27 protein-coding genes are annotated in these 25377 nt (G+C 48.2%); 7 read left to right on the top strand and 20 right to left on the bottom strand.

All coding sequences use genetic code 11. The features are described from left to right. Positions 1 to 107 precede the first annotated feature (107 nt). The 5 genes from GN111_RS24110 to GN111_RS24130 all read right to left on the bottom strand — a co-directional run bounded on the left by GN111_RS24110 (position 108) and on the right by GN111_RS24130 (position 5087). Positions 108 to 1676 carry a hypothetical protein gene (locus tag GN111_RS24110; protein WP_155306200.1) on the bottom strand — a complete coding sequence of 523 codons (1569 nt, stop codon included), beginning with the start codon at positions 1674 to 1676 and terminating at the stop codon, positions 108 to 110. A gap of 315 nt (positions 1677 to 1991) precedes the next feature. Next, positions 1992 to 2732 carry an IS21-like element helper ATPase IstB gene (istB, locus tag GN111_RS24115; protein WP_197740416.1) on the bottom strand — a complete coding sequence of 247 codons (741 nt, stop codon included), beginning with the start codon at positions 2730 to 2732 and terminating at the stop codon, positions 1992 to 1994. After that, on the bottom strand, positions 2732 to 4198 hold the full coding sequence (gene istA / locus GN111_RS24120) for an IS21 family transposase (RefSeq protein ID WP_155306201.1): 1467 nt from the start codon (positions 4196 to 4198) through the stop codon (positions 2732 to 2734). Before istA ends, istB begins: the two co-directional genes overlap by 1 nt. After that, positions 4195 to 4578 carry a helix-turn-helix domain-containing protein gene (locus GN111_RS24125; protein ID WP_155306202.1) on the bottom strand — a complete coding sequence of 128 codons (384 nt, stop codon included), beginning with the start codon at positions 4576 to 4578 and terminating at the stop codon, positions 4195 to 4197. Before GN111_RS24125 ends, istA begins: the two co-directional genes overlap by 4 nt. A 77-nt stretch (positions 4579 to 4655) precedes the next feature. After that, on the bottom strand, positions 4656 to 5087 hold the full coding sequence (locus GN111_RS24130; RefSeq protein ID WP_155306203.1) for a hypothetical protein: 432 nt from the start codon (positions 5085 to 5087) through the stop codon (positions 4656 to 4658). Between the two features lie 289 nt (positions 5088 to 5376). On the opposite strand from GN111_RS24130, the gene GN111_RS24135 reads away from it, so the two are divergent. Continuing rightward, a complete protein-coding gene (locus GN111_RS24135) occupies positions 5377 to 5760 on the top strand; it encodes a helix-turn-helix domain-containing protein (protein ID WP_155306204.1) in 384 nt (127 codons plus the stop codon). 199 nt (positions 5761 to 5959) lie between these two features. Continuing rightward, the gene (locus tag GN111_RS24140) at positions 5960 to 6547 is read left to right on the top strand and encodes an integrase core domain-containing protein (RefSeq protein ID WP_231715547.1); all 588 of its coding nucleotides are present in this window, start codon (positions 5960 to 5962) and stop codon (positions 6545 to 6547) included. Positions 6548 to 6732: 185 nt separating this feature from the next. On the opposite strand, the gene GN111_RS34495 is transcribed toward GN111_RS24140, so the two are convergent. The 4 genes from GN111_RS34495 to GN111_RS33710 form a co-directional block, all read right to left on the bottom strand. Continuing rightward, positions 6733 to 7086, bottom strand: a complete 354-nt coding sequence (locus tag GN111_RS34495; protein ID WP_353740191.1) for a ubiquitination-like system serine protease family protein — start codon at positions 7084 to 7086, stop codon at positions 6733 to 6735. A 20-nt stretch (positions 7087 to 7106) separates the two neighbouring features. Next, positions 7107 to 8276 carry an IS4 family transposase gene (locus tag GN111_RS24145; RefSeq protein ID WP_155306206.1) on the bottom strand — a complete coding sequence of 390 codons (1170 nt, stop codon included), beginning with the start codon at positions 8274 to 8276 and terminating at the stop codon, positions 7107 to 7109. A 142-nt stretch (positions 8277 to 8418) separates the two neighbouring features. Continuing rightward, entirely contained in the window at positions 8419 to 9822 is a 1404-nt protein-coding gene (locus GN111_RS24150) for a ThiF family adenylyltransferase (RefSeq protein WP_155306207.1), read from the bottom strand. A 6-nt stretch (positions 9823 to 9828) separates the two neighbouring features. Next, positions 9829 to 10557 (bottom strand): multiubiquitin domain-containing protein, encoded by a 729-nt coding sequence (locus GN111_RS33710; protein WP_197740417.1) that lies wholly within the window; start codon positions 10555 to 10557, stop codon positions 9829 to 9831. Between the two features lie 404 nt (positions 10558 to 10961). Here GN111_RS33710 and GN111_RS24160 point away from each other — a divergent pair, with 404 nt between their 5' ends. Together GN111_RS24160 and GN111_RS24165 are read left to right on the top strand one after the other, a co-directional pair. Next, positions 10962 to 11339: a helix-turn-helix domain-containing protein gene (locus GN111_RS24160; RefSeq protein WP_155306208.1), complete on the top strand. Its 378-nt coding sequence runs from the start codon at positions 10962 to 10964 to the stop codon at positions 11337 to 11339. Next, positions 11323 to 12243: an ImmA/IrrE family metallo-endopeptidase gene (locus GN111_RS24165; protein ID WP_155306209.1), complete on the top strand. Its 921-nt coding sequence runs from the start codon at positions 11323 to 11325 to the stop codon at positions 12241 to 12243. Before GN111_RS24160 ends, GN111_RS24165 begins: the two co-directional genes overlap by 17 nt. A 159-nt stretch (positions 12244 to 12402) precedes the next feature. Here GN111_RS24165 and GN111_RS24170 read toward each other — a convergent pair whose 3' ends face one another. Then, on the bottom strand, positions 12403 to 13722 hold the full coding sequence (locus GN111_RS24170; RefSeq protein WP_170302436.1) for an IS1380 family transposase: 1320 nt from the start codon (positions 13720 to 13722) through the stop codon (positions 12403 to 12405). A gap of 306 nt (positions 13723 to 14028) precedes the next feature. On the opposite strand from GN111_RS24170, the gene GN111_RS24175 reads away from it, so the two are divergent. Further along, positions 14029 to 14535 (top strand): ORF6N domain-containing protein, encoded by a 507-nt coding sequence (locus GN111_RS24175; RefSeq protein WP_155306211.1) that lies wholly within the window; start codon positions 14029 to 14031, stop codon positions 14533 to 14535. Positions 14536 to 14669: 134 nt separating this feature from the next. Here the strand turns inward: GN111_RS24175 and GN111_RS24180 are convergent, their stop codons facing one another. The 6 genes from GN111_RS24180 to GN111_RS24205 all read right to left on the bottom strand — a co-directional run bounded on the left by GN111_RS24180 (position 14670) and on the right by GN111_RS24205 (position 19914). Then, positions 14670 to 15776: a vWA domain-containing protein gene (locus tag GN111_RS24180; protein ID WP_155306212.1), complete on the bottom strand. Its 1107-nt coding sequence runs from the start codon at positions 15774 to 15776 to the stop codon at positions 14670 to 14672. After that, complete coding sequence (locus GN111_RS24185) at positions 15769 to 16620, bottom strand: hypothetical protein (RefSeq protein ID WP_155306213.1); 852 nt, start codon at positions 16618 to 16620, stop codon at positions 15769 to 15771. Before GN111_RS24185 ends, GN111_RS24180 begins: the two co-directional genes overlap by 8 nt. Positions 16621 to 16638: 18 nt before the next feature. After that, on the bottom strand, positions 16639 to 17622 hold the full coding sequence (locus tag GN111_RS24190) for an AAA family ATPase (RefSeq protein WP_155306214.1): 984 nt from the start codon (positions 17620 to 17622) through the stop codon (positions 16639 to 16641). A gap of 109 nt (positions 17623 to 17731) precedes the next feature. Then, positions 17732 to 18250 (bottom strand): JAB domain-containing protein, encoded by a 519-nt coding sequence (locus GN111_RS24195; protein ID WP_155306215.1) that lies wholly within the window; start codon positions 18248 to 18250, stop codon positions 17732 to 17734. A gap of 109 nt (positions 18251 to 18359) precedes the next feature. Then, positions 18360 to 19175 carry a DNA-primase RepB domain-containing protein gene (locus GN111_RS24200; protein ID WP_231715811.1) on the bottom strand — a complete coding sequence of 272 codons (816 nt, stop codon included), beginning with the start codon at positions 19173 to 19175 and terminating at the stop codon, positions 18360 to 18362. Between the two features lie 34 nt (positions 19176 to 19209). After that, positions 19210 to 19914 (bottom strand): single-stranded DNA-binding protein, encoded by a 705-nt coding sequence (locus tag GN111_RS24205; protein WP_155306217.1) that lies wholly within the window; start codon positions 19912 to 19914, stop codon positions 19210 to 19212. A 1036-nt stretch (positions 19915 to 20950) separates the two neighbouring features. On the opposite strand from GN111_RS24205, the gene GN111_RS24210 reads away from it, so the two are divergent. Beyond that, entirely contained in the window at positions 20951 to 21184 is a 234-nt protein-coding gene (locus GN111_RS24210) for a type II toxin-antitoxin system RelE family toxin (RefSeq protein WP_231715548.1), read from the top strand. After that, positions 21162 to 21500: a helix-turn-helix domain-containing protein gene (locus tag GN111_RS24215; protein ID WP_155306219.1), complete on the top strand. Its 339-nt coding sequence runs from the start codon at positions 21162 to 21164 to the stop codon at positions 21498 to 21500. Before GN111_RS24210 ends, GN111_RS24215 begins: the two co-directional genes overlap by 23 nt. 41 nt (positions 21501 to 21541) lie before the next feature. Here the strand turns inward: GN111_RS24215 and GN111_RS24220 are convergent, their stop codons facing one another. The 4 genes from GN111_RS24220 to GN111_RS24235 form a co-directional block, all read right to left on the bottom strand. Next, complete coding sequence (locus GN111_RS24220; protein ID WP_170302438.1) at positions 21542 to 22492, bottom strand: ParB/RepB/Spo0J family partition protein; 951 nt, start codon at positions 22490 to 22492, stop codon at positions 21542 to 21544. Continuing rightward, a complete protein-coding gene (locus GN111_RS24225) occupies positions 22485 to 23243 on the bottom strand; it encodes a ParA family protein (RefSeq protein WP_155306221.1) in 759 nt (252 codons plus the stop codon). Before GN111_RS24225 ends, GN111_RS24220 begins: the two co-directional genes overlap by 8 nt. Positions 23244 to 23311: 68 nt before the next feature. After that, positions 23312 to 24643, bottom strand: coding sequence for a type IV secretory system conjugative DNA transfer family protein (locus GN111_RS24230; protein ID WP_155306222.1), 1332 nt, complete (start codon positions 24641 to 24643; stop codon positions 23312 to 23314). Beyond that, entirely contained in the window at positions 24643 to 25374 is a 732-nt protein-coding gene (locus GN111_RS24235) for a hypothetical protein (RefSeq protein ID WP_155306223.1), read from the bottom strand. The genes GN111_RS24230 and GN111_RS24235 overlap by 1 nt, the downstream gene beginning before the upstream one ends. Positions 25375 to 25377 lie beyond the last annotated feature (3 nt).

A 25377-nucleotide genomic window follows, 5' to 3' on the forward strand; every position in this document is an offset into this window, starting at 1 on the left:
ATTATAATAAAAACATAACCTTGCAATAACGCTATCGGCTATTTCAAAAAAAAATTTTACCGCAAGGGCAGCACATTAGCAATTATGCTAAAAATATCAAGTAAAAATTATATTTTTTGGTTAGAGAACCATTCTAAGATTCTCAAAAACATCGGATCCTTAAGCACTGCTGGTAAATCATCTTGACGAGATAAATCAATTAATGTTTCGAAAAAATCTTCATCATAACCAACAGCATTAAACAATAGTGGGCTTTGTTCCAAGTCGGTGGCATCGAATAAGAGATCTATTACATATTGTCCTTTACAAAAAGCGGTTGCTCTCCAAATAAATCGTGGCATGCTTTGCATAAGAACTTGCAGTCGGAGTTTATTTCTCCATTTTTTGGAAGAGAGCATTCCGGATTTAACTTCATTAACCGTTGTAAGGTATATATCCCATACGAGCCTTTCCTTGAATGGTAGCACTTTGTTCAGTCTAAATGTTTCGATTATACGGTCAAAGTGAGTAATGGTTTCCTGAATGGTTTGAAATGTAATGCGGATCTTGTTGTAAACGGGAATAAGCAAAATGGTTGGTATTGCTCTGATTCTATCCAGTTTTCTGTCGCTACCTCCCCAAGATGAAAGAATTGTTTTGACAGCATTTCCATTATCCATCTTTATCGTATCATAATTCAGTACCATTCGAGAAAAGGGGCCGACCTGATCGTCGTGCGAATATACTTTATCAATCCGGGACGCGATTGATAAAAAACCAGTTCGCCCATAAGGAATAGGCGCCGGTTCGCCTAAACTAAATCCAGTGATGGCAACTGCATGAAGGCCCAAAGGCATAGGTTCTTTGCCTGATTTGTCCATCAATAAAAATCCAAATAACATCGGAATCTTACATTTTAGATAAGCATAGGTGGCGGCCTTTAATAATTCCTGATCTTCTACTTTAATAAGGTAGGGTTCAAGCCCTATGGCGCGAATCGCTTGAGCCATTTGTGCAGAGGACAGCCCAGGATTCGGGAAAAAACGAGATTCCAGCGGTAGTGAGGAACAAGCTGCCTCGGATATTTCGACCGGAGATAATATTTTATGCTGAAACAAACGGCCAGTGCTGTTAAATACAGACCATAGAGAACTGGTCGCACATGCAGCAACAACATTATCCTGCTCTTGATAAGCAAGCGAGTTAACCGTGAGCTTTATCCCAAATAAATTGGCTTCATACTCTCTTAGCGGAGGGAATTGTCTTCTATCCTTATCGCTTGGGTATGTCTTGATACAGGTCCTGCCAATGATTGTTTTTGGCAGTGGTTTCAAGACTATAAACCCGAGATAAGCCTTTTGTAAGATCTCTTCCTTCAGGTTAGAATTCCCGCCGTTTAGAAAACCATCAAATTCTTCTTTCGAGAATGAAATATCAAAAAAATGTAGCCGGGCGCATTTCCGACTATATCGCTTAAAACACTTCACATAATAAAATGAAAAATCTTCAAGAAAATCATGGTCAATATAATCATACTCGACAATGATCGTTGATGCTCTAAGTACCCTAAAATACTCCTGAAAATAGAACGTGTGTGATTTAGAATCGATATATGCTTCTGAGACCGAATCAGCTTCAGCTATTATTTGTTTAAATATTTGAGTGCTATATTCATGAATTCGGTATGCAGGATTCATTCAACCAATCTCGGCATGTCACCAATAATTACCTGATATTATAATATTTGCTATGATTGTGCAATACAAAATTCTGTACAGGCCTAATTGTTGAATTATGGGGGCCGAATTTAGATCGATGGAACTGACTGTATAGGATTAAAGCCTAGATGATGGATGCCAAGACATCGATTACCCAAAAATGTTATCAGCGGTTTAAAAACCAGCCAAAATCATCGTTTTAAAACCAACCACGCATATCAATAGCCGCAGGTATTCATCTCAGGTTCCGTAAAAAAGGCGGAACACTGCCAGATCATCTTCGATTTTTTGAGTTTACGGATTATTCGGCTTTGTCCTCTTTCGATAGCTGGGTCCCTCCAAGATAAAGATCTGCGAGTTGTAGACAAGTCGGTCAGCAATGGCTGTGGCAACAGTGGTGGAATCAAATATTTTTCCCCAGTCGGCAAACGGCAAGTTGGTCGTAATGGCGGTGGACTTGGCTTCGTGCCGTTGGCTGATTACCTGGAAGAAAAGATTCGAGCCCTGTTTGCCCAGTCCAAGATAACCGATCTCGTCGATAACCAGCAGTTCCGGTGATTGATAGTAGTGGAGTTTTTTCAAAAGGGAGTGGTCAGCATCGGCTGCAATCAAGTGATTGATCATGTCCATGGCGGTGGTGAAAAGGACTTTTACACCGGCCTGGGTGGCAGCATAGGCGGCAGCTTTGGCCAGAAAGCTTTTTCCGACACCGGGATTGCCAATCAAAATGATATCCATCTTCTCTTTCAAAAACACCAGGGACATCAGATTAAGGATGCGGGTCTTCTGTTTTTTCCGGGAACTGTGGTGGTTAAAGTCAAATTGATCGATGGTGAGTTTTTCGTTCAATTTGGACTGACGGTAACAAAGCGCGATGCGGTTTTGCCTGCGGGTCTCGATTTCCAGGTCGAACAGATGGGCGATGGTCTTTGAAAATGGCCAGTTGTTGCTTTCGGCGGTCTCTACGATGGGAGGCAATTGATCGGCAATGGTTTTCAGACGTAATGTTTTTGCCTTTTCGCAAATTTCTTCCATTATTTTTTCTCCCTTTTAAGCGCATGTGCATCGTATTCTGCCAGAGACGGCTGGTTTAGGCGGATGCGGTTTAACTGCTCATTTTTCAGCCGTACCGGAGGCTGATCGTTTTTCGGAGCCATTTCCTGATGAACAATGTTTTCGACATAGTCAGCCCCCAAGGCCTTATGAGCCATGGATTTGTTGAGTGCATAGACCAGGGCCTCGGCTCCGTATTTGTCTTTCAGGACAAGCAGTCGTTTGACTTGTTTTGCAATCGGCTGTCCGGCGTCCAGCAGGCCGTTTATATAATCGACGGCAATGGTTCCCAATGACATCAATGCCGCTACCTGGCGGTCATGCCATAATTTCTTGCGGAGTTTTTTGACCTGCTGCCGATGGGAAGGCGTTTCGATCCGCTGTTTCCGCTGCCAACATCGTGGATGGACAGCGATGCGTTTGTCGTTCAGATACAATGAAACAAAGGCGGTATCTGCTTTTACCACCACCGTTTTTCCGATGGCCCAGGGCGGGGCAGTATAGGTGTTACCATCGAATCGAACGGCAAAGTCTTTGTGCACCAAAAGCGATTGCGTTTGTCGTGTGTCCGGTAAACGTTGTGGCAGTGATCGCAACTGTACTTTTTCAAACCGATCCACGGGTCGTTGCCCCATTGTCTGATGGGTGCGAACGTTGGCGACGGTGTTCAGCCAGTCAAGGGCCTGGTGCTGAACATCGTCCAGATCGACAAAGGATCGCAGCGGCATGAAATTGCGACGCAGATATTTTACGCCCGATTCCACTTTTCCCTTTTCATAGGGAGATCCCGGACTGCAGGCGATCGGTTCGATGGCAAAACGGCATAAGAAATCCAGGAAGGTGTCGTTGAACCGAACCACCGATCCCAGCCGTTCGACAACGGCTGTGGCCATATTATCGATTACCAGTTGTTTCGGGCAGCCGCCAAACCAGGTAAATGCTTCGAGCAGACAGCTGTGCAGACAATACTGCTTTTGACTGTGCGTAAACCGAACGAACAGCATACGGCTGAAGGCTTCGATGACGACCAGGGCATACAGTTTACGCCGGGTGTCACCATATTCCAATGAGCCGAAGTGGCCCCAATCGACCTGCATCTGCTCACCGGGAGCGGACTCGAAACGGGTATAGGCAATCCGTTGTTTTCGTTTTCCCCTCAATTGGCGCAAGTAATCGCGAACGATGGTGATTTTGCCGGTAAAACTTTCCAATTGCTGCAATACGACCGGGGCACTGACTGTGGGGTCTTTGTCCACAAGCGCTTTGATCTGGCCCCGATATGGATCGAGTTTGGAGATTCGGTTCGGTCGTTTTTGAACGACTTTGGGATTGCTTACATATTTTTTCACCGACCCCCTGTCGATGCGAAGGTGACGGGCGACCTTTCTGTCCGACCAGCCCAGGTGCTTCAATCGGTGGATTTCGAAAATGGTCCGCTTGTCGATCATGAGGCCACCTCTTTAAACATGTTTTGGGCAATCTGATCTAAAGGATGTGGCTGCTGGTGGTTTGATTTTTTCGGGGGTTGAGGTAGTGCGAGTACCTGAAAAAGAGTTCCGTCAAAAGCGATCAGCTCTTTTTTGATCAACGCGCACCGGGCCTCGACATACTGATCCAGGCTCATTTCCAAAAGTGTGCAAATCTTGTCGTAGCTGTAAAAGGAAAGACCAAAGCGGTCTGCCGCAAGGATCAGAAAGAAATAGAGCAGCAACTGATCGGGAGAAAGATCGTTGACGAAGCCGCCGGTGAGAAAACGATGGGGGATAAATGCAAAGCCGCCGTCAATACGCCGGATGCGTTCTTTGTCGATAATCTTTTTTTTGATCATGGCCGCCTCCTGGTTATCGGTTTTACAACCTGCGTACCATGATCGATTCGGTGCTGTCCTCAAGTCCATCTTTGCAATCACTGCCAGGTATCCGTAATCGTGAAGATATTGACTTTTGTCGCGTCCATCTTTGCAATCAACGGAACCAGCCAAAATTGTCCAACTGGCTGAAAATCCATATTGATCCTCGCGTCCATCTTTGCAATCGGGTTGTCATTGGATTTTTTATTAGCTGATCTGCGGCGGTTGCGGATCGTCTGAAGCATCCGGTTTCTTTCGGCTTTTTCCGGATTTTTGTCTCTGTATGTTTTCCAGTAACCTGGGATTTTAGCAGCCCATTTTTGGTTGCTGAGTTTTTGTGCGGTTCGATAGTCCGGATCGGTCTTCATTTTGATTCGTTGCCAACTGGCTTTCCTGGCTTTCTGGCATTCGGGGCGGCTACAGCAATATTGCTTCTTATTTCGTGGAATAAACATCGTCGCGCAATGGAAACACGGCACCGGCTCCATAGCTCCTCTCCTGGCTGGAAGTCCTTTTTGAACTGGCGAATTAGAGGAACTATATGGAATTTTTAGAAATTGAGGGAATCAAATAACAAATGGCGGATTGGTTCCGATGATTTTGGCGGGAATTAAAGTCGGTGGAATTGGAGGGGAATTAAATCGGCGGTCACAACCCAAAAATGCCGAGACATCGGTTACCTTAAGGCTCAATTGTGCCAGGAGATCGATTACCCTGCCACTTCAACCTATATTTTGATACCCTGTATCGATAACAAATTCGATAGGAGGGTAACAAATGGAACAGAACCTCAGGAAACAGGCCATTTATCGGTATCTGAAAGGAGAATCACCCAAATCAATATACACCGATCTCCATCGTTCAAAGAACTGGTTTTTTAAATGGCTAAAACGCTATCAAACAGGCGATAGTAATTGGTACAAAGGACGGTCTAGAGCACCCAAACGAATGCCAACAGCCATCGGTGAACTCGAAAAGCAACGGATTATTTCAGTAAGGTCGCAACTTGAATCACAAAAATTTGCTCAAATAGGCGCATCTGCTATCAAGTGGGAACTGAGCAAATCCGGTTTTGATTTTCCGTCTGATCGGACAATCAATCGCGTCTTAAAGCGTGAAGGACTGATTAAAAAAAAGCACGTACGTTCCCAAAGGCGTTGAGTACCCGTATTTTAGAGAGCCGCTTGGCGTTAACAACATTCATCAGGCCGATCTTGTCGGCCCACGATACATAAAAGGTGACGGCAAATTTTATTCGTTCAATGTGATGGATGTATTTTCCCATCAAGTATACATCGAATCACAGCGCAGCAAACAGGATCAGAAAGTTGCCAATAGTCTATTGCGGTGCTGGAAGGCCATGGGACTCCCCGATTACCTGCAGATGGACAACGAGCTGAGTTTTCGCGGCAGCAACAAGTACCCCAGGTCCTTTGGCCTGGTTATTCGGCTTTGTCTTCATTTTGGCGTCCAGCCGGTGTTTATTCCAATTGGCGAACCATGGCGCAATGGAGTGGTTGAAAAGTTCAACGATACATACAACAAGAAATTTTTCCGCCGTCAGTGGTTTGCCAGTTACACCACATTGAAACGGCAGAGTAAAAACTTTCAGCGGTTTCACAACAAGCATCATCGATACAGCTGTTTGAAAGGAAAAACGCCCCATGAAGTGTTGAAGGTCTCGAATCACAATCCTTCAACGATCGGGGCAAATACCAAATTGCCCCAGTTAGATTCAATTGCCGATGGGAACATCATCTTGATCCGTTTCATTCGAAGCAATCGATTACTTGATATTTTCGGCGAAAAGTTCCTGGTTTCCAAAGATCTGGTATATTCTTATGTGAAGGCGATAATCGTGACCAAAATTCATCGAATGCAATTGTATCTTGGTGACGAGCTGATTGATGCATTTGATTACCATTTGCCGGTGATATCTCGGCAATGAATCCGCAAAAAAGCATCCTGGTCTCCGACGAGCATTTTGAGGGCCCATTCTCGCCCAGGATGATTTTTTGCTACCGCTGTACCTGAGAATACCTATATAGCGTTTGCTGCCAGAGTAATCGATGTCTTGGTCTTTTTCACCGTTAGACTTGGGTCATCGATGTCCTGGCATTTGACACCTAGAACCTATCCTTTGTGCCGAATGATGCAACCATTTCTTAGCCAAAAATGGGTTTTGCATCCAACCTTTCGCCAAACAGAGGGAAAGAGACTCACACTGTTATCATGGTGAACTGTAACACTCCACTTGGGCTTTTGGTCGGGCATCAATCCCATGTAAAGGATATGACCGCAATCGCAAGGGCACATCATCGCCGCGAACCATAAATAATCGCCTTCGCCTACAAGGTAAAGTTTGTTTGTATCAAGCTTATTAGGCAATTCTTCAACCCTGATCGCGGTGAGGCGAGCTCTGCGGCAAGTGACCCATCTCCAAAAGCGCTTAAAATAGCGCCATAATGTTCTCCATGCACTATTCATTCATTCTCATTAGTGTCCGGTTAAGAATCAAATAAATTCAGTTGGATATGACCGGAAGCAAATTTGTTATTGTAATTACTTCCTGTCATTGCCCATGAAATAAGGGTTTTTTCAAAAATAGTAATACTCAGGACCTGTAAAATTGTGTAGAGGCTCTGTTCAAGCTTCAAGCGCTTCTTCATGATGGCAACCAGCACGTAGACTGAGATAGCGATCCAAATCTGCGTTTTAACGGCAGGCTCAGAAATGCCAAAAAATTTCTTGATCCTTAGATGCTGTTTGATCCATTTGAAGAACAGTTCCACTTGCCATCGGCACTTGTACAAGTCTGCAACGGTTCGGGCCTCCAATTCAAAATGGTTGGTCAAAAACGTCAGGCGCTTTTCGGTTTCAAGGTCATAGTACTTGATCCGCCTCAGTTTACCCGGATAAGCATTTGCCGAATTTATTCTGACGGGTCGTACCGTCTGGTCACAGATGACGCCAGTGGACTTATCGACCGGTGCCGAGTACAAACGACGTAGTTGCGTGTTGGATTTGCTTCTTAGAATGAAGAAGGATAATCCACGGTGCAGCCTATAAAGCCTTTCGAAATCGAGATAGGCGCGGTCCATCACATAAATTGATCCAGGTTCCGGGAACAGCTCATCAAGAATGTTGACATCATGAACCTTGGCATCGGTGATGGATACAAAAGAGGGGATATTGCCCCTCAGATCAAGCAGCGTATGGACCTTTATCCCACTTTTCGTTGATCGAAACCGCGCCCACGGGAATACCGAACGGCAAAGGTCAATCGTTGATGCGTCCAGAGCGTAAACGGTTTCATCAAGTTGGAGACCAAAGTCATCATCAGCATAGAGTTTTCTGGCTTGACCGATCAGTACCTGTGCAAAGTCACAGTAGATACGCCAATCCCGCTTTTCGTTGGCATCGGCAAGGGTGCTTTTGGCAACCTTATTCTGAATGCCGATGTGATGAAGTTTGTTATGCATGGCCCGTAAACATAGTACCGTATCGCGAAGGATCTCACGATAGGTCAACTGAGCGAAGGCCATACAAAGGAACTGTTCATAGCATGTCAAAGAACGGATTCGGTAGTTGCCGCCGTAACGGTTAACGCATGTACGAAAACTCTTTTTGGGTAGAAAATCTAACAGCTGAGAAAAAACAATTCGCCCCTGATGCATCGCCGTTTCCCTTCGTTAAAATGTGCTGTGAAGGGATCTATAGAGCAATTTTAGCAAATTCAAAAGGTTGCCCATAGAAAGTTGGCGATTTTCGTTTTTATTTCAAAGATCTATAACGTTTTATGACGATCTAAACCGGACACTAATGATTCATTCTGTCTTCTTCCGAGCTAAGTGACGGCATACCTAAAAGCGGAATTATATCACCGCGACCAACCCACTTATTCAATGTAGCGCAAGGTTGTCCATCAGGTTCGTTGAAAAACGTTCCGGCATGCAATCCAATTCGGTTCACCGAAAAGGCCGAATTCGGGTCATCACGAAAAGGGTGTATACGAGCTAATAATTCGTTGACCCCGAGGGATGCAAAAAGCATGTTTACCGAAATAACGGCGGGCTTTTCCTCATCAACCCCTTCGATATACCCGGCCTTGAGCTGTTCCTTGTAAGCGATAGGATCCGCGCGCTTCATCGATGCGGCGCGTAGCTGTTCATGGGTATAGACCCCCCTGCTAAGAAGGCTCGATCCACCTGGTTGAAGGTAGTGAACGCTTCCGCAAATCTGGTCAATGCCGCCAGCTCCGTCTGCGGCAAGTTTTACACCAATATCAAAGTAGGGGATAAGATAAGCTGTTGATAGTTTATTCAGCAGGTGTCTTCCGTCAATGCCGTCCATGCAGCCAAACAAAACATCGCATTCCGATAGAGCCTTAACGGCATGGAAGCTGTAAAGGTCGTCGGCAATGGTTCTTACTTGAGTGCCGAAACGCATTTCGTCGACACTGCGGGCAAGGACATTGGCTTTGTATTCTTTGTTCAAGGCATCAGCCATGGTTGCTTGAGGAATCCGATTGAGGTTCTTAATTTCGATCCGCTCAGGATCAACGAGAACAAGATTGCCGACGCAATTCCTTGCGAGTTGTTCCACCACGAGACTACCGGTGCCAGAGCATCCGACGACACCAATCTTCAAAGCTTTCAGCAATTGATACGTCCCCTGGCCAAAGGCCTGCGCAACCCGGATACCATATTCATCCAAATGGGTGAGCTTTTTCCTTGAAAACCAGAATTTAAGATCATCGCCTACAAATTTTATGCATGCAATGGGCTGGAAATCATTATCGTCAGATAGGGTTCTACCCTTCATACTTCCATCTCGAAACATAATTACGCTTGCATGGAGAGCCATGTTGTCAGTCCAATCGCGGGCATAAGCGAAAAAATCCTTGTCGGACCTATCATCAACACGCGAAAAGGTATCAAAGCCATTCGGATGGCTGTGGATCTTGACAACCGAAAAATCCTTTATTGTTGCACGATCGAGGATTTCGGGTATTTTTTCGGTACGCCATCTGATGTAATCCGGCCCACGTTCACAAAACTCGTAGGGTATAGGCAGGACTTCATGAACGAGCAGACCATGAGAATCGACACCTTGTCGGCGACCACACAGGGCAAACGCGATCGCCTCCAAACCATCGTCAGGGAAGAGATGGGTCCGAAGCTGCTCGTGATGGCTTTGCGTCAATGATAAAGCTATATTCATAGTTAGTTAGACCTTTTTGAGCTCTTGCACAAGCCATTCTCCAACCAAGGCAATGTGAGTTGAAAGGTCGTCGATTCCGATTCGCCAGGGATTAGATGGAGTTCGATGCCTAGACCATTGTTGCCAGGTTTTTCCGTCAAAATTTTGATTGGAGATGGCCTTAATTGGTTTCCCATTCTTGCGTGACAGATGGGGGTAAAAATATACCATGTCGATTTGTGTATCAGGGTAGGTACTGCCGAGGCGAACATGCAGGTCGACACTTTTTATATTATATCCGTCGGGGATGCGGCTATATCCATAGATAACGACAAACTGGTTTTTCCCTTCGGCAACAGTTTCCCATGGAAGGTCCAATGCATCGAGAAATTCAATATCCTCTTCCGGGAGATCAAAGTGGTAACGAGGGGATGAGGTTGCAGCAGCCGGCATGGCTCCTTCTGTCTGGTCAAGCGGCAAGGTCATGAATCGTTCGACACCCGGGGTCCGGAAATCGACCACCGCATCGAGTTCAATTTTTACTGGTTGCCCTCCTTGCAGCTTCTGGTATAGCGCGAAACGTTCAACAGGTTTTTTTCCGGCCAATTCTAAAAGAGCGCGGCCCGTTATTTCGGGAACATTTACAACATAGTGATCCTTATCAATTCGTATGCGATATTTTACGGCGTGGGGTATTTTTCTACCTTCTTTTGCATGCTGCTCGATGTCAACAATATCATTGCATATTTCGTTCATGGTGCGATCTCCTGATTTACATTGATGTTTGGGCTCGCCATAAGGCGGGCCCAGATTTATTACTTTTCTTTTCGAACGCCTTTGAATGGTTTGTCATCAGCTTTTTGATCGATGAATCGACCGCTATCTGTGTCGCGTTTCGTCCACTTGTCGTTTTTCGGGTTATAGACCTGAGAACGGTCTCTTACGGCGCCTTTCCGGTGGCCATCACCAGTGGGAGGGTTAGTTGCCATTTTGCTTTAGCTCCTTTCGTTATGTTGTAGGAAAAATCAAATACCAACTTTGGTGCTAATCATAATGAGCATTGCAAAGTTTGTCAAGCACATATTTAGATTTGCTTGACATTATTAGCACGTGTGGTATTGTTATAATATCGCTTGAATTAGTCTTAAGGAGGTGAAATTATGACAGATAAAGAAAAAAAGGAGGGCGAAAGAAACCTGCTGGCTCAATACCTATCTGATATCAGAGCGTCCAAAGGATTAAAACTGCGCGAGGTTGAAGAGGCCACAGACAGAGAAGTCTCGAATGCATATTTAAGCCAGCTTGAGAATGGTAAGATCAAAAAGCCTTCCCCGAACATTTTGTACACCCTATCTACAGTTTATGATGTTAGTTATGAAAGCTTAATGGAAAAGGCGGGCTACATAGTTCCAGCCGGTAAAGGGAAAAAAGTTCCAAAGCGGGCAATCAGTGACCTTACTTCAGAGGAAGAGAAAGCGCTTCTTGAGTATTTGGCTTTCTACAGAACCAGAAAGAGGGGAAATGTTAAAAAAGGATGACTGCACCCTGTCGCATTCTGTTTATGAGAAGATCAGGAGAGAAGCGAAGCGCATTTTAATTGAATCCAACGCTATTGGTCGTTTCCCAACACCAGTAGCGGACATTATGGATGTCGCAAAAGTTGAGGTCGTAGATGACAATATTTTGGATGAGGGCTTTTTATCAAAAATAAGAAAAAAAGCCGGAAGGGCACTGAAAAAAGCGATATCTGTGACGCTGGGGGTGCTTGATGTGAAAGGCCGTTTTGTGTTCGTCGATAAGACTGTTCATGCGGTGAGACAGACATTTATCAAGATTCACGAAGCAGGCCATTTCATAATGGCTTGGCAGCGAAAATTGTATTCAATTGTAGAGGATTGCGAAAAGACCATCTCCACTGAAATTGAAGATCATTTCGATAGAGAAGCAAACGTGTTTACATCTGAAGTCTTGTTTCAGCTAGATACCTTTTCAGAGGAAGCTGAAAATCATGGATTTGGGATTCAGGTGCCTATCCGGTTGAGCAAAAAATATGGGGCATCCATTTACGCATCGATCCGGAGATATGTTTCTAAAAATTGGAGAGCATGCGCAGTTCTTGTGCTTGATCCTCCAGAGTTAATGGCTGGATGCGGGTTCAAAGCCGGACTTAGAAGAGTCGTTTATTCCGACAAATTCATTGAAGTGTTTGGCAAGATTAATTGGCCGGAACAGTATACGCCGGATGATGAAATCGGTTCAATGGTACCTGTCGGGGGACGAAGAATGTCAGCACCCAGGGAAATAGGGCTTAAAAACGACAATGGGGAATTATGCGAATGTATTGCAGAGGCATTTACGCAGACATATCAGGTTTTTATATTGATTCATGCAGTTAAAACACTTAAACCCGGATATTGCATCTGCGTTCTGACAGTAAGTTAAAAGACCAGTTTTAGGTTTTACAGACTCGATTTATAATCACGGTCGACGTTTCTTTGTTTCAGCAGCGGATAGAGCCGCAAGTTTAGAAGGAAAAAGCAGCCAGTCCTGTCAATTTGAACGCACCTCACCAGCGGTTGTTCGATCTGCGGTTGATTATCTCTACTGCAGGGCGGCCATCGCCCGGTAAAAGATCAATCGCATGGGGTGATCCCGTCGGATCTTGATCTGCCACTGACGGCTGCGGTAAAGCACATTGGCCGGCAGATGCAGCAATAATAAACCCAGGCGTTTGATCCGGGCCGTGCGCAAGGCCTTGGGCAGCGTCAGGCGACGGATGCAGTTGAGCAGGTTGTAGGCGATCAGGCCGGTCAAAAAGAGCGCATCGTTGGCCCAAAAGCCTTTGGTGCGGATGCCCGTGGCGGCAAAGTCGTTTTTCAACTCCTCGATGATCTGTTCCACCACGGTGCCGCGATTGTAAAGCCGCCAGATGTTTTCGGCATTGAGATGCAGGTTGGTGACCACGACTTCGTAGCGGCCCTCCATCATCTCGAACAGCGGCAGCTGCGGTGACTGTTCTTCCGCCGGCAGGTATCTCTCGATCACGGCCATGCGGCGGGGATGCGACCAGCCGTCCAGCTGGCAACGCATGTTGGCGGCAAAGTGACCGTTGCCGATGGCCCGCCACTTCTTGATCTTTGAGATCTTGCCGACCACGTTGGCGGTCAGCTTGACCTTGGCCACGTAGCCGGCCCCAAACTGTTCGATGGTGTCGAGCACCTTGCCGGCGGTCAAGCCCTTGTCCAAGCGAAAAACGGTCTGATCCATCGGATGGCTGCTTTCAGCCGCTATCTTGTGGATAAAGTCGTCCAGGCCATGACCGGAAGCACATGATCCGGGCCGCAGATAACCGTCGACCACTGAACGGGCCTTAACGTCTACGGCCAGCAGCGGATGGTAGGAATCGCGTCCGGGCTTATGGGGGTTGTAACCGCGGTCAGCACCCTCGATCTGTTGGCCGAATACACTGGCTACCGTGGAATCGATGGCCACCAACCGCATTCCGGGCTGGGCGACCTGATCACTCAAGCCGGTGACGATACCCTCAAGGCCCAGGTTGTGAAGCCAGCGCAGGTCGCCCAAGCGCCGTCCGAAGGTGGCTGGATGGGCAATCGCATCCCATTCAAACAGGGCTTTCAGGGCGGGATCGTCCAGTAACGCCGTATCGCTGACCGCTTCACCGCCAAGCAAACGAAGGGTGATCAATTGTTCGAGCACATGGCGCATTTGATGATGTCTGCATTCATCCAGCTCAGCGGTAAGGTGTTTCAAATCTTCTCGCACGCGGAAATAATCGAGTGCGCGGGAAACCACTGCCATACCGCCGTAGGAAGTGACGTTTTTGCCGGTAAACGAAAGATGGGCTTTTCCTTGCTTGATGACTTTACGCGGACGGCCTTTCTTGCTATTTTGTTTTCGCACCCTTTTGATGATTCCTTTCTCGTGGATTGGCCACGCTTAAGACTCCAGAATCATTATTAAAGGGTGCTTTCTTTTGGGTCAACCGTTTTCTCAGATGCAATATCCGGGTTAAAAGCACAAGAATGTTTTTATAGAATCCATAGATGAAATATTCCTCGAACCAGGAATTTAAAACTTTCTTTAAGCGCTTGCCCTAATGGATACTTTGGCTGACTCTACTGATACTGTTTGGACTGTTGTAAAAAAACCTTAGCGTAACTTTTCATTCCATTAATGGCCCACACCCCAGTTAAAAGGACTTTAACTGTGAGTCAGCTTGTTGAGGTTAATGATATCACTCAGCGGATCTACACTGTTCGTGGCGTAAAAGTCATGCTGGATCGGGATTTAGCTGATCTATATGGAGTTGAGACCAAAAGATTGAAAGAGCAGGTCAGAAGGAACATCGATCGGTTCCCGAAAGATTTTATGTTTGAGCTGTCCAATCTAGAGTTTAGAAACTTGAGGTCGCAAATTGCGACCTCAAGTTGGGGTGGCCCTCGATATGTTCCAATGGCCTTTACCGAGCAAGGGGTCGCCATGCTCTCAAGCGTTCTTCATAGTAAAAAAGCGATTCAAATCAACGTACAGATCATGCGGGCTTTCGTGCAACTTCGCCACCTGGTCTTAGACCATGCTGAACTTAAGCGTGAAGTAGCGGCGCTGCGCAGCCAGACTGAAGAACGGTTTGAGGTGGTTTTCACAGTTCTGGATAAACTGATGTCCGATGATAATGAATCAAAAAATAAGATTGGCTTTGTCAAAAAAGACTAATTGAATCAGATCGATACAAACTTGAGGTCGCAATTTGCGATCTCAAATAAAAAAGCCCCCGGTCCCGGGAGATCCGGAGCCGAGGGCGTTTAATATCGAACTTATTGTCCTTAATTAATAAAATGTTTGTCTGGTCAGTATTCAGCAACGGTCAGACATTCCCCAAACGGAGGAGTTGTCCCTCCCATACCCAACTTCGCCCACAATACCGGATAACCGGGATCATCGGGAAATCGGGTTCCTGCCAGGTCGGTTAGATAAACCAAATATGCGGGGCGCAGTCCCTTTTCATCAACCCATTCGAAGGGCGGTCGAAAATTCGTCCCCCCGCCGCCGATGGGATGGATCTTTATCGGCATATCGTGTCGACAAAAAGTCTCCACGCTCTTAACCCGGGTGTCGCAGTAAACCACCTTGACATTGGTTTCCACGGCTTCCACGATGGCCGTTATTTCGGATGCGAACTGTGCCACTTGCCGATCTCCTATAGATCCGGAAGTATCCACCGCGATAACCCCCTCTCCGATGGCCATGGAAGCCAGGGCCGGCAGATAGAGTCCCAGGTGGACATATCTTCGATTGGGCGGCGTCCATGAATAATCGTTGGACGTAACCTGCTGCATGAATCGCCTGAGAACCTCTCGCCAATCGACCCGGGGACGGGTGATCGTTTGCACCAAACGCTCCAGTCCGCCCGGCATATTCCCCATGGCCTTGGCCTGGGTGTAGGCTTGGGCAACCATTACCTTGACCTCTTGCAGGGCTTGAGCCATTTCCGCAGGAGTTGCCTTTTTACCGTCCTTGCCCGGATAGTCCCGGACCTCCCCGAATTCATCCGGACCGTTGGACTTAACTTTTACTTCCGGCAGTCGTTTGTAAATCGCTTCCGCTGACTGGTCTGTGCCCATGCCGCCCAGCACTCCCGCAGGTAAGACAAATCCGCTCTCTTTTAAAATGTCATTGATCGCGTAATCACAGGCAGCGTTCCAATTGCCGAACTCTCGAGCGCCTCGCCTTAAATGATGAGCCAGGGCCACATGCATCACCTCGTGGGCAAACAATCCCTTGATTTGGTCGGTACTGAGGCTGTTTACAAAGTCCGGGTTATAGGCAATGACAATCCCGTTGGTATAAGCGGTTTGACAATCCGGATCGGCAACCAGTCCCATGCGCAAGGCCAGGCTACCGAAAAAGGGATGATCGAGGGTCACGGCGATCCGTGCCTTGTTCATTTTATCCATGTCCGATGTATCCTTTCATGGTTTCCAGAATGGCCGACGCATCGGTGGCCACCTGGGAGCGTTTTTTCAGGTTGGTACGCAACTCATCCGGTTCAAAGCGGCAGAGCTTATCCTCGACTTGATGGCGCATATCTTCCAGTTCCTTGGAGTCGCTGAGGTTCAGTCTGGGAAGGAGCGCACACAACTCACACAGGTTGTTCACCAGGGAATTGCGAAACACCGCATCAGCCTGGTGGAGCTTGTCAGCCATGTGTTTGACGCTCTGGTAGAGCCGGTTCCACACATCCCGCATGGCCTCCTCAAAGGCTGACCGGTTGCGCTCCTGTATCCGCTTTCGGATTTGATCGATCTCTTCCGCCTGGAGGGTTACGCGAAAATCCGCTGCCGAGGGCAGGGGATCTATGAACACCTCAAGGCCATATTTGTTTTCGATTTGTGCACCATCAGGGTAATCTCCGCGGTTGAACATGCTATTTAAACGTACCCGGGCATCTTCAACCAGGTCCTTGTAGTCGGCAATGAACCGCGCTACGGCTTCCTCGAAGCTGGCCTTCAACCTCCTCATCTCGCTGGTATAGGGCAGATAGTTCTTCGACAGCAGGATTCTGGATCCATCGTCGCCCCAGGGCAGGGTGTTTTCATAGTGAAAACTACGGGCCGCATTGGCTGTTTTGGAGACTGTTTTAATGGCATCTTCAGCTACCAGCCGCTTGTTGAAACTCCCCGAATTTGTAGCGTTGTAAGCCTTCTCAATCTTGTGGGTTACCTGTTTGTCCTGCTTCCTGGCGCCCCATTGTTTGATGTGCAGGCGCACCAGCATAGCTTTTTGTGTAATCTCTGTCATTTTTCCTCTCCCCCCTTTTTAAATCAGCACGTCCTGATGATTGGCCGACCATTCGATAAACGCCCGCGTGTTTTGAACCTCGGGTGCGTAATGAATCGCATCGCGAACCAGCAGAACTGAAAATTCCGCCGGCAGCCGCAGGGCATACGCAATCAGACGCCCGAAGTTATTGTCGCTGGCCTTTTTTGCCAGGGCGCCACACAAGGCATAGAGGGCGGCCGGATCTTCAGGCACGATTGCCCCGGATGGATTTATCAAGACAGCATCCGGGCTTGGCAGGGACCGAAAAATCCGCAGAAAACCAAGCATTTCGATGGCCGCCCCTTCACCGACGGTGCCGGCTAAAAGATCGTATTCCACATCCGAGGAGGGGTTTTGCCCCAATACATTGGAGACAAACTCCCAGGACCTGGGGCTTGGAAAGGCTTTTTCGTCCGCCCGGCCTTCGAACTGATGCAGCAGTTCCGGACGGAATCTTATAAATGCGATGACTTCGTTCTTTATCCCACGCCTCAATGCCCAGGCGGTCCAGTCTTCGACGTCAGCATCAAAATTGATATGGACGAACCGGTTGGCCAGGGCGGAAGGCATCCGGTGGGTGACGGCACGATCACTTTCCCGATTCCCGGCTGCAATGACAGCCCAGCCTTCAGGCAATATGTACTCACCGATGCGCCGGTCAAGGACGAGCTGATAGCAGGCCGCCTGTACTAAGGGCGGTGCTGCGTTCAGTTCGTCCAAAAAGAGCACACCCTTTCCATCTTGGGGCAGGAAATCGGGTGTGGCCCAATGAGCGCGATGATCGCCGTTGATGTGGGGCAGGCCTCTCAGGTCCACGGGATCGAGCAGAACGGCGCGGACATCGGTGCAATCTACCTCAAGTTCTCTTGTTATCTGTTGAACAACCTGTGATTTGCCGACCCCGGGAGGACCCCACAGAAAGACGGGTTGCCGGCACTTGATGAGGATTTTTAAACTGGTCTGTACGTTGGATGGTTTCATTGATGACCTCCCTTTGGGCAGCCGCAAAGGTTCCTGTTGGGAGGACACCCCCCGTCGGGGAACCTATACGGCTTCCCCTGATTGAGGGTTTGATTGGGACTTGGCTGATTTACAATCTTGAAATTTGATCCATTACGCCACGCACTTTGTGTTTCGTGTCTTCGATTATTTTTTCATCTGCAAACGATTGATACGCATCCGAATCCATGTCCACGATGAGATGATCCAGAATCTGCACATCGAACAGGTGTGCGGAAGCCATGATCATGAGGGTGATCAATTTATCTTCCACGGAGGGCGATGGATCTCCCGACGGGTGATTGTGGCCGAGGATCAAGGCCTTGCAGGGCATGTTCAGCGCGGCTTTAATGATTTCCCGGGGTTGTACCATGCATTGGGCAAGGCTCCCTGTAGATACCAGATTGGCGCCGATGGGTTTGAGTTTGGTATTCAGCATCACCACAACGAAATTTTCACGATCCGTTTGCCCGAGTTCCCTGATTACTTTTTTGATCAGCTTGGAACTCGAGGCACTGTTGTTGATTGAGTCGCCACCCAGGAAAAGGATCTCCTGTTCCTTCACCATGTGCAGTTTATACGCGTAAAATCGATATTCTTTCCTATTCATGGGGCACCTCCCTATTTTTGACCGTAAAGGTCTCTCGCATCAGGGAGGACAACCCCTATCGGGAAACCTTTACGGCTTCCCCGAATTGGGGATGCAATTCATGTGTCAGTTAGTCGTTAATAATCTCCACGGCTTTTCTGATCGTCCTTTTAAGGTAAGCGGTTTGGCGCCGTTCACCTTTGTGATGGGTCCAATCTTCCCGTTCATTTAATAATCGCTCGGTAATTATCTCCGGGTCCACGCCCTGCCGCAGCAAAGCGAGGACATAGGCAAAATCGGTGGCCGAGTCGTCCCCGCGCTCGTAATCGCAGCGCTGGACGTGTTTACCCGACCGATTATGCTTTTTAATACATACCTTCGCAATTTGTAGACATACCGGTTTCTTTGGAAGGGTTATTGTAGGTACTTGGGCAACTTTTTGCCAATCCACCCAGATGAGGCGGGAGAGGGGATAGTGTCCATCCTGTTCGTATTTGTTCTTGCGGTTCCGGAACCCCGGACAGCGGCCCCAGCGTGAATTTGGGTCACAAGCGGTATCGGAGTTGAAATATCTGATCCAATACCTTTTCTCCGGATTGCTGATACTGCGGCCGGCCTTGACCCAGACCTGAAAGTTGCCCGGGCTGGTTTCGACCACCAGGCGTCCGGGCTTAAAGCGGTCCTGCTCTTTTTGGTACTTCAACCTATCTTCCGGGATGTCATCTAAAAGTAGAAAGCGCCGCTCATCTTCAGGCTTCATAAAAATATGATACCCTCTGGCATTCATTGCCCTTAGATACCCAATTTTATTGCTTGAAGGTGTAAGCGACCACAGCCCATTATCCGGATTCATGACACCGATCTTCCAAAAGCCAAAATATCGACCAAGTTTTTTAAATATCCGCTCCATCGATACCCCCATAAAAAAGTAGAGCCCCTGGATCACGCGGCTCAATTCATATGTGATCCAGGGGCGCTGGTTAAAACGGAATATCGTTATCCGCATAATCATAGGACGCGGACTCGGGATACTCCGCCATTTCCTGTTTCTTGGGTTTGGCGTCAAGCGCTCGCCACTTGTGCGCGACAACGCCCGTGGCATAACGGGTTTGACCCTCCTTGTCATATTTTCTTGTTCGCACTTTCCCTTCCACATAGACCAGACGGCCTTTGCTCAATATTTTGGCCGCATTGTCGGATAAACCGTTAAATGTGGCAACGCTGATCCATTGGGTGGTCTCTTCGCCTTTGAAATATTCGTTACATGCCAGGGAAAAGTGGGTAATCCCTTCTCTGGGTGTCAGAGGATCCTGGCCGAGGCGACCGATCAGGGTCATTTCGTTTTGGTCAAATTCCTTGTACCTTTGTTTTTCTCCTTCGCCCAGGATCCCAAGCCGTTTGGCCCGGATCTCGAAATAATAGCGGATCTCGTCTTCCTTTTTATAGCTGCCGGTGTTGGCCGATCCTTGAACAAAAACGAGCGCGCCCTTGGCAACGCCTTTCATCTGTTCGGCAACCGGCCCGAAAGCAGCCACATTCACCCACTCAGTGCGCTCATTCAATTCGTTGTCTTTGCTTTTCCATGTCTCCTTTACCGCCAATTGAAATCGACACGCGGTTTGCTCACCGCCATTTAGAAAATTGGCCTCTTTTCCCAACCGTCCGATGATGATTGCTTTGTTCATGCGATGCTCCTTTCGTTTAGCGGGAACAAAAAACACCTGTAGCGCCAAGGTGCGCTCAAGTGCTTTGGTCCCTTGTTAATGGATGTCTATTGAAAAGTTATGGATGAATTGTGTGGGGGTGTGGGGTGTGGGTATGACATTGTCGCCGGCAAACAGTTCCGCTTCTTGGCTTGGCCGTTGCAGAGCGTGTTCTCCCAAGGTTTGGCTGATGCCGTCTGGGGTGTGGCGACTAGTGGTTCGTGGACACCGATCCGTTCAAGGAATGAATGGATCTGAGGTAAGGATTGTTCAGGGTAGAAACCTGTCATCCCGAGGTTCGCGAGAAGGCGAAGGGAACAATGAAAAGACTTTTCATTGAGCAGATAATTACTAAAATTCTATAGAAAAAATAAAAAGTCGTCAAGTAAAATTTTACTTCCCGATGTAGCATGCATGAACCAGGATTTGGGCTTTCATATTTAAGTTCTGGATCTCATATCTTGACCATATATCATAGGCTCAGCTCCACCCTGAAATCTGTCGCCTTCACCACAGGCCTTACCGCCCCTTTTTCGCGGAGCAGATCCACAATGCCATAGTTCGAAAGCGTTTTTAGTGTTCTTGAAAGGCTGGATTTTTTTTCAACCGGATATCTGATATCATTTCAAGGTCTGATAGGGAATTCGGATGGCGATCCCGGATGATCCTTAAAAGCTGCTGGTATTGCCCACTTAAAATTTGACCAAGGGATTCCATGGACTCAAACCATACTTTGGGTTAATCTTTTCGGGACTTGTCAGCCGGCGCTTAACAGCGCCTGCAACCCGGATGATAAGCGCACGAAGGCTCCTGATAAGCGCACGAAAGCTCCTGATGAGTCTTGGAAATATTTCACTGTTTTTGGTGGCCACCGCGCCTATCAGGAAAGTTCAGACGTCTGAACCATGTGCCTGGCCTCAACTGACAACCTGCTATTCAACAACAATTTATAAGAAATATATTGAAAAGCTTATATTTATAACTTATGTTGGATCATATGAAGCAGATCCAATGGAGAATGAAAGCGCTGCGCCAACTTCGTAAGATCAAGAACAAACGGCAGCAGGCGAAAATCTATGACGCCGTCGATGGCTTGAAGGATTTTCCCAACTGCCCGAATGTAAAAAAACTAAAGAATCGTTCAGAGTATCGTCTTAGGATTGGTTCCTGGCGAGTGCTGTTCACAGAAACATTGGAAATCATCAGCATTGAAGAGGTTAGGAAACGCAATGAGCGCACATACTCCGAATAGTGTCCAAATTATTGAAAAAGACGGTCATCCTATGTTTGCGGTGATCCCCTATGAGGATTACCTGGATCTTTTGCCGAAAGATGAAAGGGCGACTGTTCCCCATGAGGTAGTGGGCCTGGTGGTCAAAGAGGGAATGAACCTGGTCAAAGCATGGCGGAAATACCTGGGCCTTACCCAAGCAGAAGTTTCCCGCCGGGCCGGAATCTCCCAAGCAGCCCTATCTCAGATGGAGCGGACCGATAACAAACTTCAAAATGCAACTCTGGAGAAACTGGCCCGGGCAATTGGCCTATCCATAGATCAGCTCACAGACTGATTCTTTCGTTCTCATTGGCACACACCTCCTTCTCTGGCAGCTCACCGGCGGGTTCCTTCTCGCTTGCCCGAGATCTGATTGACCGCATCCATTAAAGCCGCCCGGACCATTTTGGTCTTGTTTTCGAGGGGATGCTTCTCCAAAAACTGTACCGACACGGTAAACCGTCCCTGCTTTGATGTCCACGTCCACTGGCTGAAAGTCTCATTTTTAGCTGGTTGTGTACCCGGTTTATTCCGGTTTGTATTAAAAGAGTTCGAATCGATATTTTTATCCGAATGTTGGACCCCAACCGGTTTGGTCTGATTGCGGATATCCCGAACGGTCTTATTCCCATCGGAAGCCATCTTTAAGATTTCAATCTGCTTTTCAGGCTCCGTTTCCCGGGAGGCTTGGATTTGAACCTCTTTGGAAAGTTCAGACGTCTGAACCTTTTTCTTGGCCTCATCGGAGAGCCGCTCCAGGCCCAGGACCTGACTGACATAGCTTTTTGACTTATTGATCAGTTTTGCGATGTCGTGTTGGGTGAACCCGTAGGTCTGAATCAATATCCGAATGGCTGCGGCCTCTTCCAGGGGCGGGATATCTTCCCGTTGGATGTTGGCAATAAACTGCATGAGAAAGCGGGTCTTGTCATCGGGTTGTTTGATGATACAGGGAAGCGTGTCGAGACCGGCGATCTTGGCGGCCCGATAGCGCCGCTCTCCACTAATGATCAGGAAACAATCCTCATTTTCAGAATATTGGACCGTTATCGGATCGATGATCCCGCCGATCTGTCGGATGGACCGGGCAAGGGACTCAAGGGTTTCCTGAACAAATGTTTTTCTGGGTTGATTCGGGTCCGGCTGGATACGCTGGATCTCAATCAACCTTGCCGCCCGGATCGGGCGGGTATCTGCCCGGTCGCCCCTCTTTGTAGCTGTATCCAAGGTCGGAGGGACCAGGAAGCTGGATCGATCCCGGGCATTTTGGGAAAAGTCTTTAGCCATACATGACCTTCCTGCCAAGCTGGCGAAACGCCTCGGCATGCTCGCTTTTGGGATAAAGCATGGTAACGGGTTTTCCCAAAGTGACGGCTTCCGCATACACAACGGCGTCTTTCAGCACCTGGTCAAACACCCGCTTGCCCAGGTGGTTTTGGATCATGGCCTTGAAATCCTGTTCGATACGTCGGCGGCCATCGTATCTGTTGATCAGGTAACCCAAAATCTCCAGCCGGGGATTGGCCCGCTTTTTCACCTTGTGGATCAAGGCGTGGACATACCCCGTGCCTTTGACACTGTAATCCTGGGCCTCCAAAGGGATGATTAGACCGTCAACGGCCGTTAATACCGACCATGTGGCCATCCCTAAATTGGGAGGAGAATCAATAATGACTACATCGTATTGACCATTGATTTCATCAAGCTTGTCGGCCAGATAATAGTGAGCGTCCCGCTCGGATTGAAGCTCGCTTTCCAGTTTGGCCAGACTCAAATTGGAAGGAACGATTTTGATGTTGGCATATTGGGTCCGATGAACGGCCGCTTCGATGGATACCCCATCATCCCGGATTACATCCGTGACCACCAACGGCAGGTTGTGGATATCCGGCAAAAAGGAGGAACTTAAGGATCCTTGCTGATCCATGTCCACTAAGAGCACTTTCAGATCCATCTCGGCCAGGGCTCCGGCCAGACATAGGGTGATGGTGGTTTTGCCCACACCGCCCTTATTGTTGCAGATACCGATCTTTTTCATGGAAGATTCCTTTTTATAGCGTTTCCCAGGCTATTTTCAAAAAAAAGATTATCGAAGGGGTGCCCTGTTTAAACCGCCTTGGAGATAATGTCGGGGTACTCCACCTTTAACCTGGACGGTTTGACCAGTTCGGTTTTTCCCTTGTAGCGACCATTGATTCCAAAAAGATAGAAGATGCGTTTTCTCAAATTGAGTACATCTTCCGGACGCACCGCGGCTTCCTCGGCACAGCGCATAGTGATGCCGCCGCCCAGTTGAAGAAAGGGGTCGTATTTCTTGCGGGTGCCCGACGATTCACTCACATATCTGGCTGTCTGGGGATCGTTGACCCGCATAAAGATCTTGGTGTTCAGGTTGTCCAGAATCTTGCGGGCCATCTGCTCACCGATGGCTGCAGTGATATCGGCCAGCGATTGGGTAAATACATTTACCATTGCGCCGGCGCCGCCGGCCTTGTTGAACAGGTCTTCGATGCCGATGTAGCAGGCATTGGAAAACTCATCGATGTAGATGGCCAACGGGGGGTCGATCTTTTGACCAGAAGCAAAGCGCCGGCCGATGAAGCTTTGAATCATGGAGATCAGGATCCGGGCCATCATGTCGCTGACCTTGCCGGACAGCATACTGCCGGTTTGAACCACCAGGATGACCCGTTGGCCGTTTTCCAGGCGCTTGACGAAGCGATTGGATCTGGCCCGACCGATAATCCGGCCCATATTGCCGATGGACAGAGCGGTAAGGACCGTGCGCAAAGACGATGTCACTTTGCCGAAAAATTCTTCCCGGGCCTGCAGGATCTTATTGGCAATATGGACGATCTCCCTGGCGCCGGGATCTTCGATTTTTGATAGGGTAGCCGTCAAATCCTCGATCTCCTGGGCTCCGCAGCGCCTGCCGATCTCCGCGAAGTTGATGGACAGGTCGGGCGTCGCTTTCTCTTTCAAGGCCAGCAAGCCCAGGACGATCACGAGGGTGGTTTCATAAGCCACATTGTGAAAATAGGCGTCCTTGGCCTGAACTCCGGAGACCACATGATTGACGATCTCTTCCGGGCTGAAATAGTAGGCCAATGGGTTGATGGTGGCAGAAAAGTCAGGATAGATGGGATTGATCAGGCATAACTCATTGGCTCTTTCGTTATCGTAAGCGGTCTGTACGATTTTGGAGAACAGCTCCAGGTCGCCTTTGGGGTCGACCACCACCACGCTATAGCCCTTGGCGATGTCCTGGGTCACCATGTGTTCAATCATTTTGGATTTGCCGATGCGGGTGGTACCGAAGCACCCGATGTGTCCGATCCGGTCCGTGTCGGGGATCTCGATCCTGCGGATGGGCCCCTTGAGATCGTTAAGGAGAACGCCCCGTCCGATTGTGGTGGCAGGCTTGCGTAACCAGAACATTATTCCATCCAAAAGCGTTCGGCATGTTTGCGCTGGTAGCCGCGATAGAGGGAAACCAGCCAAATGGTTAAAAAAGGGGTCGCCACCGCCCCGGTGAAAATGGCCAGAATCCGAAAAGCGGTGATCAGAAGGTGCTCTTTCATATTGACGATGGTCATGAAAACGCCGCTGCCAAAACCATGATGGATTTTAGCCAAGGCGCTTCCCAGCCCATGAGCGATGACCGCGTTGTAATTGTGAAGGGCGATCAGCAAGACGAAAATAATGATCGCCTTGATGATCAGGCTGAACATGCGCCCCACCAACAGTGCGTCAACGGCACGTTTGGTTATTCTGCCGATCCGGTAGCGGCTCAGATAGGAACAGAGCGCCACTGCAATGATGATGGGCAAGAGGTTTAGCATCCAAAGGAAGGTGCGGGACCGGGCCAGGGGGAAGCGAAGCGCGACCGACTCCATGAGATAGTCGCTGTGCATGAGCGGCATGATGATGGCCAGCAGGAGGGCAAACACCATGCCTTCGACAAAGCCGTTGCCAAAACCGATACTGAAAAAGTTCAGTTCCCCGCGAATGGTGAGAAAATCCTGGGGAATTTCATAATCCGATCTCTCCATGACGGCAAATTGTTGAATCTGTGCAATGGCGTCGATGATATTCTTGAAATAGGTGCGCGTGCCTGCATCGCTGCTACTTGAAATGGGAATCGCGTTGACGGTTTCGTCTTTCGTCATTTT

It is taken from the genome of Desulfosarcina widdelii (genome assembly GCF_009688965.1).
Lineage (GTDB): Bacteria > Desulfobacterota > Desulfobacteria > Desulfobacterales > Desulfosarcinaceae > Desulfosarcina > Desulfosarcina widdelii.

Coding starts and splice junctions, on each gene's coding strand:
- GN111_RS24185 (WP_155306213.1), bottom strand. CDS start 16,620: ATGACAGAGATTACACAAAAAGCTATGCTGGTGCGCCTGCACATCAAA.
- GN111_RS24180 (WP_155306212.1), bottom strand. CDS start 15,776: ATGGATAAAATGAACAAGGCACGGATCGCCGTGACCCTCGATCATCCC.
- GN111_RS24210 (WP_231715548.1), top strand. CDS start 20,951: ATGAAAGCGCTGCGCCAACTTCGTAAGATCAAGAACAAACGGCAGCAG.
- istA (WP_155306201.1), bottom strand. CDS start 4,198: ATGATCGACAAGCGGACCATTTTCGAAATCCACCGATTGAAGCACCTG.
- GN111_RS24235 (WP_155306223.1), bottom strand. CDS start 25,374: ATGACGAAAGACGAAACCGTCAACGCGATTCCCATTTCAAGTAGCAGC.
- GN111_RS33710 (WP_197740417.1), bottom strand. CDS start 10,557: ATGAACGAAATATGCAATGATATTGTTGACATCGAGCAGCATGCAAAA.
- GN111_RS24205 (WP_155306217.1), bottom strand. CDS start 19,914: ATGAACAAAGCAATCATCATCGGACGGTTGGGAAAAGAGGCCAATTTT.
- GN111_RS24125 (WP_155306202.1), bottom strand. CDS start 4,578: ATGATCAAAAAAAAGATTATCGACAAAGAACGCATCCGGCGTATTGAC.
- GN111_RS24145 (WP_155306206.1), bottom strand. CDS start 8,276: ATGCATCAGGGGCGAATTGTTTTTTCTCAGCTGTTAGATTTTCTACCC.
- GN111_RS24150 (WP_155306207.1), bottom strand. CDS start 9,822: ATGAATATAGCTTTATCATTGACGCAAAGCCATCACGAGCAGCTTCGG.
- GN111_RS24135 (WP_155306204.1), top strand. CDS start 5,377: ATGGAACAGAACCTCAGGAAACAGGCCATTTATCGGTATCTGAAAGGA.
- GN111_RS24160 (WP_155306208.1), top strand. CDS start 10,962: ATGACAGATAAAGAAAAAAAGGAGGGCGAAAGAAACCTGCTGGCTCAA.
- GN111_RS24225 (WP_155306221.1), bottom strand. CDS start 23,243: ATGAAAAAGATCGGTATCTGCAACAATAAGGGCGGTGTGGGCAAAACC.
- GN111_RS24220 (WP_170302438.1), bottom strand. CDS start 22,492: ATGGCTAAAGACTTTTCCCAAAATGCCCGGGATCGATCCAGCTTCCTG.
- GN111_RS24110 (WP_155306200.1), bottom strand. CDS start 1,676: ATGAATCCTGCATACCGAATTCATGAATATAGCACTCAAATATTTAAA.
- GN111_RS24195 (WP_155306215.1), bottom strand. CDS start 18,250: ATGAATAGGAAAGAATATCGATTTTACGCGTATAAACTGCACATGGTG.
- GN111_RS24230 (WP_155306222.1), bottom strand. CDS start 24,643: ATGTTCTGGTTACGCAAGCCTGCCACCACAATCGGACGGGGCGTTCTC.
- GN111_RS34495 (WP_353740191.1), bottom strand. CDS start 7,086: ATGAATAGTGCATGGAGAACATTATGGCGCTATTTTAAGCGCTTTTGG.
- GN111_RS24215 (WP_155306219.1), top strand. CDS start 21,162: ATGAGCGCACATACTCCGAATAGTGTCCAAATTATTGAAAAAGACGGT.
- GN111_RS24130 (WP_155306203.1), bottom strand. CDS start 5,087: ATGGAGCCGGTGCCGTGTTTCCATTGCGCGACGATGTTTATTCCACGA.
- GN111_RS24140 (WP_231715547.1), top strand. CDS start 5,960: ATGGGACTCCCCGATTACCTGCAGATGGACAACGAGCTGAGTTTTCGC.
- GN111_RS24165 (WP_155306209.1), top strand. CDS start 11,323: ATGTTAAAAAAGGATGACTGCACCCTGTCGCATTCTGTTTATGAGAAG.
- GN111_RS24190 (WP_155306214.1), bottom strand. CDS start 17,622: ATGAAACCATCCAACGTACAGACCAGTTTAAAAATCCTCATCAAGTGC.
- istB (WP_197740416.1), bottom strand. CDS start 2,732: ATGGAAGAAATTTGCGAAAAGGCAAAAACATTACGTCTGAAAACCATT.